The following is a 9128-nucleotide window of genomic DNA, read 5'->3' as shown; positions in this document are numbered from 1 at the left end:
GATTCGACGTGGTCATCGCCCAACACCGTTCCTCCCCCTGGGAGGCCCCCCGGCCCCCACACATGCATCCCGGCTACGTCGGCGCTACTTGAGCAACCCGCCCTGGTGGCAGCGGACTTGCATGTCCTTCCAGATCCTCGAGACGCGCGGGAACCCGTTCCGGCGCCGGAGACGCAGCTGCTGGCTGTCCGTGGCGCCTGATCCATAGATCATCATTTGTCGCCTCGTGTCCCAGCATGTGAAGCACGGTCAATCTAGACCATCGGAGCCCATCTGGAGAGAGGGATGTGTGGAATTTGTGCCTGTGATTTGAAGATGGATCACAGATCGGTTACCGCTTGCGCGCACCTCGGCGACGAAGGCACGCCTTGCGACCTGTGACGATGCGAGTTCCGCGACCTGCCGCACCGGCAATCCCGAGGCGCCCCGGCACTGCCAACTGGGCCGTAATCAGGGCCATTTCGGCGGAATCTCGTCGGTGAGCACGGGGCGGCTGTTGCGGGTGTGTGCGGACGAGTCGCGCCGGGTCCACTTCTCCCGTCCAGTCGAGTGACATCCCCGCAAGGCTGCGTATTTCGCTCGATAAAGAGGGGTTCGCCGCTTCTAGGGTGGGCCGGTGCAACCCACTTCTCTGACGCGGCGGCTGGCCGCCAGTCCGCTCGCGCCCGTCGCCGCCTTTCCCCTCCGGTTCGCCACCGTCGCACGACACAACGCGTCCGTCCTGCGCCGCTCCGGTAGTTGGCTGGTCCGGTCCCGTGAGAACGCCTGCTTCACCTACGACCTCACCCCGGTCAACCGTGAGCACCTCGCATGGTTCACCGCCACCATCACCGGGCGGCCGGTCGGGGAGCTGCGCGGCTATCTCGACGAGGTCGAGTCCGACGTGGCGTTGCGCGCCCACATGCGGGAGGTGCTCGCCGCCGGGCCCCGGCGGCGGACCTGCGATCATCTGGTGCGTTACGCGCGGCGGGCCGCCGCCTACGCCGTGGTGCGCGCGCTGCGGCCCGAGCACGTGGTCGAGGCGGGAGCGCATCGCGGCATCACCAGTTGTCTGATCGCCGCCGCTCTGCTGCGCAACGGCCACGGGCGGCTGACAGCCGTGGACTTCGATCCGCAGTCCGGGGAGTTGATCCAGAACGGTCCGTACGCCACTGTCATCGACCGGGTCGTGGGCGATTCCGTCGCCGCGCTGGGCAGCGCCGAGGTGCACGAACGCGGGATCGATCTGCTCGTGCTCGACACCTACGTCGACGGCCGGCACGAGACCGCGGAGCTCACGGCGGCGCTGCCCGCGCTGGGCGAACGGGCCGTAGTCCTGTCGACGACGAGCCACTTCCTGGGCTCGCTGGCGGAGTGGTCCGAGCACCACCACCGCGCCTTCCTGCATTTCCGCGAGGACCCGGCCGAGCACTGGCATCCCGGCGAGGGGTACGGCGCGTCCTTCCCCGGCGCGTCCCCCGGCCCCTTCACCCGTGGCTCCACCGACGCCGCGACTCCCGGGCGCCCGGGATGAGCCTCACCACGGACGCGGCCCGCCGCACGGCCTGGTACGAGCGCTACGAGCGGTGGCACGGCCTCGACCGCGCGCTGCACCACTCCCCCGCCCAGCTGTGGTTCCGTCACCGCGCCGCCGGCCGCCTCGCCGTGCTCGGCTATCACGGCGTCGAGGACCCGGCCGCCCTCGGCGCCCAGCTCGACCGGCTGACCAGGACCGCCCGTCCGGTCTCCCTCGGCCAGGTCGAGGCGGCGGTGCGCGACGGCGTCCCGCTGCCGCCCCGCAGTGTGCTGGTCACGTTCGACGACGGTGACCCGTCCGTACTCGAGCACGGGCTGCCCCTGCTGGCCGAGCGGGGCATCCCCGCCGTGTGCTTCGTCATCGCCGGGCTCATCGGCACCGACGAACCCTTCTGGTGGGACGAGTTGGAGCATCTGCTGGCACACCGGGGAACGTATCGCGGCCTGCCGCGGGACATCCCCGCGCACGCGGCGGCCTACGCCCTCAAGCAGCTTCCCGACACCCAACGCCTGGACGCCTTCGCGGAGTTGCGGAAGACAGCCTCCGTGCCCGCGCCCCGCAGGCGTCAACTCACCGCCGCCGACCTGCGCACCCTCGAAGCCGGCGGCGTCGTGATCGGCAGCCATACCCTCACGCATCCGTGCCTCGACCGCTGCGACGAGACGACGATCCTGGACGAAGTGCACGAGGCACACCGGCTGCTGACGGACCATCTGGGCCACGCACCGACCGCGTTCGCCTACCCCAACGGCGACTTCGACGCGCGCGCCGACGCCACGCTGCGCGAGCTGGGCTACCGCTCCGGCTTCCTCTACGACCATGCGCTGAGCGACCCGGCAGCCCAGCACCCGCTGCGCCTCAGCCGGCTGAGGGTGTCGACGCGTACCTCGCCGGCCCGGTTCGCGACGGTGCTGTCAGGCCTGCAGCCCGCCGTGTACCGGACCGGTCTCGGTGTGGTCAGAGCGGTACGGCGGGTCCGCGCTCGGCGCTGAGCAGGGCGGCGAGCCGGACGGCGACCGCGTCGATGTCCTGTCCGCAGCTCCGCAGCACGTCGTAGGGCTCGCCCGACGGGTCGTCGATGTCGTCGTCCGCGGGCCGGGGTGCGCACACCGTGCCGCGGCGGGCGACGGCCCGCGCGACGACGTCGATCCCCTGCCCGGGTCCGGCGTCGCCCTCCGCGAGCCGGACGAACTCCTTGAGCGTGAAGCAGCGACGCAGCGCCACCGGGACCAGCCGCACCGCGGCTTCACGGTGTCGGCGCTCCAGACCCAGCACCAGCGAGGCGCCCGCCACCAGTTCCGCCGTGAGGAGCCGGGGCCGGAAGCCCTCGGCATCGCCGCCCAGGCCCATCAGCACGGACCGGGTGGCCGGGTCCATCGTGTCGCCCCACGGCGCCTCGGTGCCCGCGCTGGCCACCCGCACCCCCGTGCCCGGTCCGAGTCGGGCGGCGAGCAGCCGTTCGGCGAGCGGCGACCGGTAGGTGTTTCCCGTGCACACGAAGAGCACGGTGAAGGTCGCACGCGGATCGGTCGGGCCGTCCGAGGAACCCGCCGACGGGGACAGGCCGGGCTCGGTAGCGGGGCGCCGCGTCATCCGCGCGCCCCGGCGTCCTGCGGGTCGCCCGCGGCCCGTCGTCGCGCCTCGGGGCGGGGCGCGGGCAGTTCGCCGTACGTGCCGTAGCTGCCGTACCCGCCCTTGGCGACCTCCGCCATGCTGAAGACCGCGCCCAGCGGGCGGGCGCCGACGTTGCGCAGCGAGTCCACAGCGGTGCGGACCTGCTCACGCGATGTCTTCGAGGCCCGTACGACGAGGAGGGTGCCCTGGGTGAGCGGGGCGAGGCCGACGGTGTCCGCGACGGGGAGCAGCGGCGCGGTGTCGACGATGACGGCCTCATAGGCGGCGGCGAGCTCCTGCAGCACCTCACCCATCCGGGCCGAGGAGAGCAGCTCGGTGGGGTTGGGCGGCATCGGTCCGCTGGTGAGGACGGCGAGTCCGGCGGTCGCCTGCTGCATCACGTCCGCGGCCGGCGCCTGCCCGATCAGGACGCTCGTCAGTCCCGCGTCCTGGACGAGTCCGAAGGTGCCGGCCAGGCAGGGCCTGCGCAGGTCGGCGTCGACGAGGCAGGTGGCGATGCCCGCCCGGGCCAGGGAGACCGCCAGGTTGGCCGCGGTGTTGGTCTTGCCCTCGCCGGGCAGGGAGCTGGTCACCGAGATGATCCGGGGCCGCTCGCCGACCTGGGCGAACTGCAGGTTGGTGCGCAGTCTGCGGAAGGCCTCGGCGCGCGGCGAGTGTGCCGCCTCGCCCTCGGTGATCGGGTGGAGCGGGGCGTCGTTGTCGAACGGGATCGTGGCCAGCGGCGCCAGCGCGGTCAGCTCGCTCAGTGCCTCGGCGGTCTTGAAGGTGGTGTCGAGGGTTTCCCGCAGGGCGGCGAGCGCGACGCCGAGCAGAAGTCCGCCGAGCAGCCCGACCGCGAGGTTGAGCAGCGGCCTCGGTGAGACGGGGACACTCGGCGCGGTGGCCTGCTGGGTCACCCCGAGGGTCACCGGGGAGACCGGCTCGGCGGCGACGGCGGTGCGCGGGATTTCCAGCCGCTCGACGACCCGGCCGAAGCGGACGGCGACGGCATTGGCGATGTGGGCGGCGCGCCGCGGGTCGGTGTCGGAGACCGTGATGTCGATGAGGACGGTGTTGACGGGCGCCTCGGCCCGGATGCGTCCGGCGAGTTCGTCCGGCGTGGTGGGCAGCCGCAGCTCCGTGACCACCGGTTCGGTCACTTGACGGGTGTTCACGATGTTGGCGTACGAGAGGACTCGAGCCTGCGAGAAGCTCTGCCCCTGGTTGAGCTGCGTGGTGTCGGCGCCGGCGTGGGTGGCGACGAACAGCTGCGTGCGGGCCTCGTACACGGGAGTGGTCAGCGCATTCACCGCCCAGGCCGCCAGGGCTCCGAGCAGCAGGCACGCGGCGCAGGACGGCCAGCGTCTGACGACAACGGTCAGGAAACCACGGAGATCCAAGGAATACCCCTCAGCCAGGTCAGGACCGGACGCCCGACTCACCGATTTGTCCATACTTGCGTGCTGAGGATAGGCATTCGCCCCGCGGCATCACACGCAGCCGAGCCGTTCGTTCAGCCATGCGTGGGCCGGTCCCCGGGGCTGTACGGCCAAGCGGGCGTTCGATGACGCCCTGTTGAGCGTGGTCCGGCGATTCTCCCGGGACCGCGTTCAAGACTTGTGCGGCACATATCCGCACAACGCAACCCGAGGGCCGTATGCCGCCAGCTCCCCACGTAGCCGTCCTGATGACCAGTCACAACCGGTGCGCCAAGACGCTGTCGGCGCTGGCCGCGCTGGACCGGCAGCGTGCTCTGCCCGCCGGGACCGTGGTGCGCACCCATCTGGTCGACGCGGGCAGCACGGACGGCACGCCGGGTGCCGTGCGGCGCCTCCACCCCGGTGTGCGGCTGCGGAGTGTCGGTACGGACGTCTTCTGGGGTGAGGGCATGCGCATCGCCAGCCGTGACAGCTGTGCCGTCGGCGCCGCCGCTCCCTGGACGCACCAGCTGTGGCTCAACGACGACGTCGAACTCGCCGACGACGCCCTGGCGGTGCTCCTCGCCACCGCGCGACAAGTCGGCGAGGATTCGGTGGTCGTCGGCGCCGTGCACTCCCGCGAGAGCTTCGGCGCAGGCACCACGTACTCCGGCCGCCGGGGCCGCGCCCTGGACCTGGTCGAGCCGACCGGCCACCCCGAGCCCTGCCACACGTACAACGGCAATGTCGTCCTGCTGCCGCGCGCCGTACGCGAGCGCGTCGGGGACATCGACCGGCCCTTCACCCACGGCATGGGCGACTACGACCACGGGTTCCGGGCCCGGAAAGCGGGCTTCCGTCTCTATGTGGCACCGCACCATGTGGGCGTGTGCGAGGCCAATCCGCCGCTCATCGGCTCCCGCGAACCCGGCATCGGCCTCCGCGAGGCCCTGCGCCGGGTCACCTCGCAGCGCGAACTGCCGCCCCGCCAGTGGTGGGTCTACTGCCTGCGGCACAACTGGCCCTGGGCACCTCTCCTGATGGTCTCGCCCTACATGCGGACCCTGCTGCGGGCGGCGGCCGCCCGGTGACCCCCACGCTCCTGCTCTTCGCCCTCACCGGCCTGCTCGCCCTCGGCACGCTGACCGTTCTCTACGTACGAGCGCCCGTCGTCGGTGTCGCGCTGCTGCTGACCGCCGGGCTGTGGCCCGCGGCCCGCTCCGAGACCGTCGTCGACCTGGGCGTGAGCCTGACGCCGCAGGACCTCCTCGTGTTCTGCGCGCTGGCGGCGGCCTGCGTCAACCTGGTGCGGCGCCCGCCTCACGCGCACCGTGCCCTGCTGCTCCTGGGGGTCATCCTGCTGCTGACGGCGGGCTCGTTCCTCGTCGGGGCGACCACGTTCGGGCCCCAGGCAGCGGGCAACGACATGCGGATGCCGTTCCTGTACGTCTTCGGGCTCGCCCTCTATGGCCTCACGCTGCCGTACACCGAACGGCTGGTGCACCGCCTGGCCGCGGTCTGGGTGGCGGTGGCCTGCGTCGAGGCCCTGCGGGCCGTGGTGTGGTGGGCACAGTACGGCATCGGCTCGGCCGTCGAACAGGTGATGATCGACGGCCTGGCGAGCGAGTCCCGCGCGTTGTCGGCCCCGGAGGCCCTGCTGATCGCCCAGGCCGCGGTGATCCTGCTGTACGCGACCCCGCTCGGCACCCGCCGCCATCTGCTCACCGCTCCCCTGCTGCTCACCGTGGTCCTGCTGCAGCACCGGACGGTGTGGCTGGTGGCCGCCGCGATGCTGGCCGGCTGGCTGCTCACCGGAACCGGCGTCGGGAACGCCCCGGCCCGCGGCCGGCGCGGACTGCGGATCGGACTCACGGCAGGCGGCCTCTGCCTCGGCGTGTCCGCCGTGTCGGCCGGGCTGCTCGGCCGCTTCGGCACCGGCCTGACCCTCTCCGCCTCCGACAGCGGCACGCTCGCCTGGCGCGCGACGGGCTGGTACGAACTGCTCGGCACGCTCGACGGCGCCGCGCAGTGGCTGACCGGCCGGCCCTTCGGTTCGGGGTTCGACCGGCTGGTCGAGGGCCTGATCGTCGGCGTCTCCCCGCACAACTACTTCCTTCATCTGCTGTTGCGCATCGGCCTGTTGGGCCTCTTCGCCTTCCTCGCCCTGTACGCGGCGGTGCTGGCGCCCGCCCTGCGGCGCGGCGCCGCCCTCACCTCCCGGGCACTGGGCATCCTCGCCTGCGGCCAGCTCGTCTTCGCGCTGACCTATCAGGTCCACCCCGAACAAGGCCTTGTCCTCGGTGTGCTCTGCGCCCTCGCCATCGGCGTCGCACCGCGCTCCGCGCAGTCCGGGCCGGATCGTCCGCCCGCCCATCAAGAGATCCGCTCCGCGCTCCCCGTACCGAACAGTTGAGGTGACCTCATGCCACCGAAGGTTGCACTGATCACAGGGATCACCGGACAGGACGGCTCGTACCTCGCCGAACTGCTCCTTTCCAAGGGCTATCTGGTGCATGGCCTGATCCGCCGCTCGTCGTCCTTCTCCACCGGCCGGATCGACCACCTCTACCAGGATCCGCACGAGCCCGACGCTCTGCTGCGGCTGCACTACGGCGATCTCGCCGACGGCTCCCGCGTCAGTGCCCTGTTGGAGGCGATCCAGCCCGACGAGGTCTACCACCTGGCCGCCCAGTCCCATGTCCGGGTCTCCTTCGACGAGCCCGAGTTCACCGGCTCCACGACGGGCCTCGGCACCACCCGTCTCCTCGAGGCGATCCGGATGACCGGCCTGCCCTGCCGCTTCTACCAGGCGTCGAGCTCGGAGATGTACGGCATCTCGCCCGCGCCGCAGTCGGAGACCACACCGTTCCACCCGCGCTCGCCCTATGCCTGCGCCAAGGTGTACGCGTACTGGATCACCCGCAACTACCGTGAGGCGTACGGCATTCACGGCGTCAACGGCATTCTCTTCAACCACGAGTCCCCGCGCCGCGGCGAGACCTTCGTCACCCGCAAGATCGCGATCGCCGCGGCCCGCATCGCCCGGGGCGAACAGAAGGAACTGCACCTCGGCAATCTGGACGCGCGCCGCGACTGGGGGTACGCACCCGAGTACGCGGAGGCCATGTGGCGGATGCTCCAGCGCGACGAGCCGGACGACTATGTCGTGGCCACCGGCACGAGCTACAGCGTGCACGACTTCCTCACGCTGTGCTTCGAGCACGCGGGGCTCGACTGGGAGCGGTATGTCCGCTTCGACGAAAGGTACCTGCGGCCCGCGGAGGTGCCGGACCTGATCGGCGACGCCTCGAAGGCGGAGCGGCTCCTCGGCTGGCGGGCCTCGGTCCACACGCCGGAGCTCGCCCGCATCATGGTCGACGCGGAGCTCGGCAGGAACGCCTCCGCCGTGCCCGGCCCGGCGGCGCCCCCGGCCTCCTCGGGTCTGCCGACCGTCGCCGTCCTCCCCGTCCCGCCCCGATGACGCCGCCCCTGGTCCTGCAGATCGCCAACGAGAGGGTCCTGGCGCCGGGTTCACGTTTCGTGCGGGCCTTCGGCCGGCTCGCCTCGGACGGACTGCTGCGGCACGCCGTCGTCTCCCCGCTCGCCCTGCTCGGGGGCGGGCGGGACGCGGCACTGGAGGAACTCCACGTCCAGGTGGGCGAGTTGCGCCCCGACGCGGTCCTCGTCCAGTCGCCGGGCGCGTTCCCCTGGACGGACAACGACGTCCGGGCCCTGCTCGCCTCGCTCGGATACCCACCCGTGGTGTTCTGGGAGGGCGACGCCTGGGGAGGGCGCAAGCAACTGATGCCAGGGTCCGTGGCCTGGCTCAAAGCCGCCGCCCGCGTGCACTCCGTGGCACTCGGCCCCCAGGCCGCCCTGCTGCGACGGCACTCCCCCACGCCCGTGCGCTATGTCCCCCATGTGCTGCCGCTGTCGTTCGACGACACTCCCGTGCCGCCGCTCGGCGAGGCCTTCGAGGATGTCGTCGCCATGGGCAACTGCTACGTGCGTTTCGGCTGTTGGGGCGGTCTTGAGGGCAGTCTGGACCGTTCCCGCATGGTCCGCGGACTGCGCCGGCTGCCCGGCTGCCGGTTCGCGGTGTACGGGGCACGCTGGCGTGGCCGCGGCGCGCGGGGTCCGGCACCCTTCTCCCGTCAGGTCGAAGTCCTGCGTCAGGGGCGGATCACGGCGGGCTGGGACCATTTCACCGGATACCCGGGCTACTTCTCCGACCGGCTGCCCATCGCGCTGTCCGCGGGACGCCCCCATGTCACCTCCCGGCAGCCCGGCCTGGAGTGGCTGCCGGGCCCCGACACCGGCCTGCACCTCGCCGCGACCCCCGCTGAAGCGGTCGGCATCGTGCGCCGCCTGCTCGCCGCGGACGACGACGGGCTGCACGCCGCCGGTCTGCGCGGCCATGCGTGGGTGCGCGAACGGCTCACCGACCGGGAAGCGCTGCTGCACATGCTGGGCGGCCTGGTGACGCTGCCGTCGCCGCCCGCGGATCCGTGGCAGGCCTTCGCCAACACCCTCGTCCCCGCATGAGTCACACGTCCGACGACACCCCCACCCCCGGGGAA

The 9128-nt window shown here is 71.9% G+C and carries 8 protein-coding genes; 6 read left to right on the top strand and 2 right to left on the bottom strand.

The genetic code is table 11. From position 1 onward, the window contains the following. Window positions 1–616: 616 nt before the first annotated feature. Together E2651_RS37145 and E2651_RS37140 are read left to right on the top strand one after the other, a co-directional pair. Window positions 617–1513 carry a class I SAM-dependent methyltransferase gene (locus tag E2651_RS37145; protein ID WP_135335681.1) on the top strand — a complete coding sequence of 299 codons (897 nt, stop codon included), beginning with the start codon at window positions 617–619 and terminating at the stop codon, window positions 1511–1513. Further along, complete coding sequence (locus tag E2651_RS37140; protein WP_135335680.1) at window positions 1510–2508, top strand: polysaccharide deacetylase family protein; 999 nt, start codon at window positions 1510–1512, stop codon at window positions 2506–2508. The genes E2651_RS37145 and E2651_RS37140 overlap by 4 nt, the downstream gene beginning before the upstream one ends. Here the strand turns inward: E2651_RS37140 and E2651_RS46020 are convergent. Further along, window positions 2474–3109 (bottom strand): low molecular weight phosphatase family protein, encoded by a 636-nt coding sequence (locus E2651_RS46020; RefSeq protein WP_135335679.1) that lies wholly within the window; start codon window positions 3107–3109, stop codon window positions 2474–2476. The two genes, E2651_RS37140 and E2651_RS46020, sit on opposite strands and share 35 nt — an antisense overlap. Next, a complete protein-coding gene (locus tag E2651_RS37130) occupies window positions 3106–4530 on the bottom strand; it encodes a polysaccharide biosynthesis tyrosine autokinase (protein ID WP_167829005.1) in 1425 nt (474 codons plus the stop codon). The genes E2651_RS46020 and E2651_RS37130 overlap by 4 nt, the downstream gene beginning before the upstream one ends. A gap of 287 nt (window positions 4531–4817) precedes the next feature. Here E2651_RS37130 and E2651_RS37125 point away from each other — a divergent pair, with 287 nt between their 5' ends. Genes E2651_RS37125 through E2651_RS37110 form a run of 4 tightly spaced genes read left to right on the top strand, consistent with a single transcriptional unit; the run spans window position 4818 to window position 9093 of the window. Continuing rightward, a complete protein-coding gene (locus E2651_RS37125; protein WP_245239459.1) occupies window positions 4818–5639 on the top strand; it encodes a glycosyltransferase family 2 protein in 822 nt (273 codons plus the stop codon). Next, window positions 5636–6961: a hypothetical protein gene (locus E2651_RS37120; RefSeq protein ID WP_135335676.1), complete on the top strand. Its 1326-nt coding sequence runs from the start codon at window positions 5636–5638 to the stop codon at window positions 6959–6961. The genes E2651_RS37125 and E2651_RS37120 overlap by 4 nt, the downstream gene beginning before the upstream one ends. A 9-nt stretch (window positions 6962–6970) precedes the next feature. After that, window positions 6971–8029 (top strand): GDP-mannose 4,6-dehydratase, encoded by a 1059-nt coding sequence (gene gmd / locus E2651_RS37115; RefSeq protein WP_135335675.1) that lies wholly within the window; start codon window positions 6971–6973, stop codon window positions 8027–8029. Continuing rightward, window positions 8026–9093, top strand: a complete 1068-nt coding sequence (locus tag E2651_RS37110) for a glycosyltransferase (protein WP_135335674.1) — start codon at window positions 8026–8028, stop codon at window positions 9091–9093. Before gmd ends, E2651_RS37110 begins: the two co-directional genes overlap by 4 nt. Window positions 9094–9128: the final 35 nt, after the last annotated feature.

The organism is Streptomyces sp. MZ04, from assembly GCF_004684775.1.
Classification (GTDB): Bacteria; Actinomycetota; Actinomycetes; order Streptomycetales; family Streptomycetaceae; genus Streptomyces.
The sequence above is the reverse complement of the archived record's forward strand: the minus strand, read 5'-3'. Positions and strand labels throughout refer to the sequence as shown.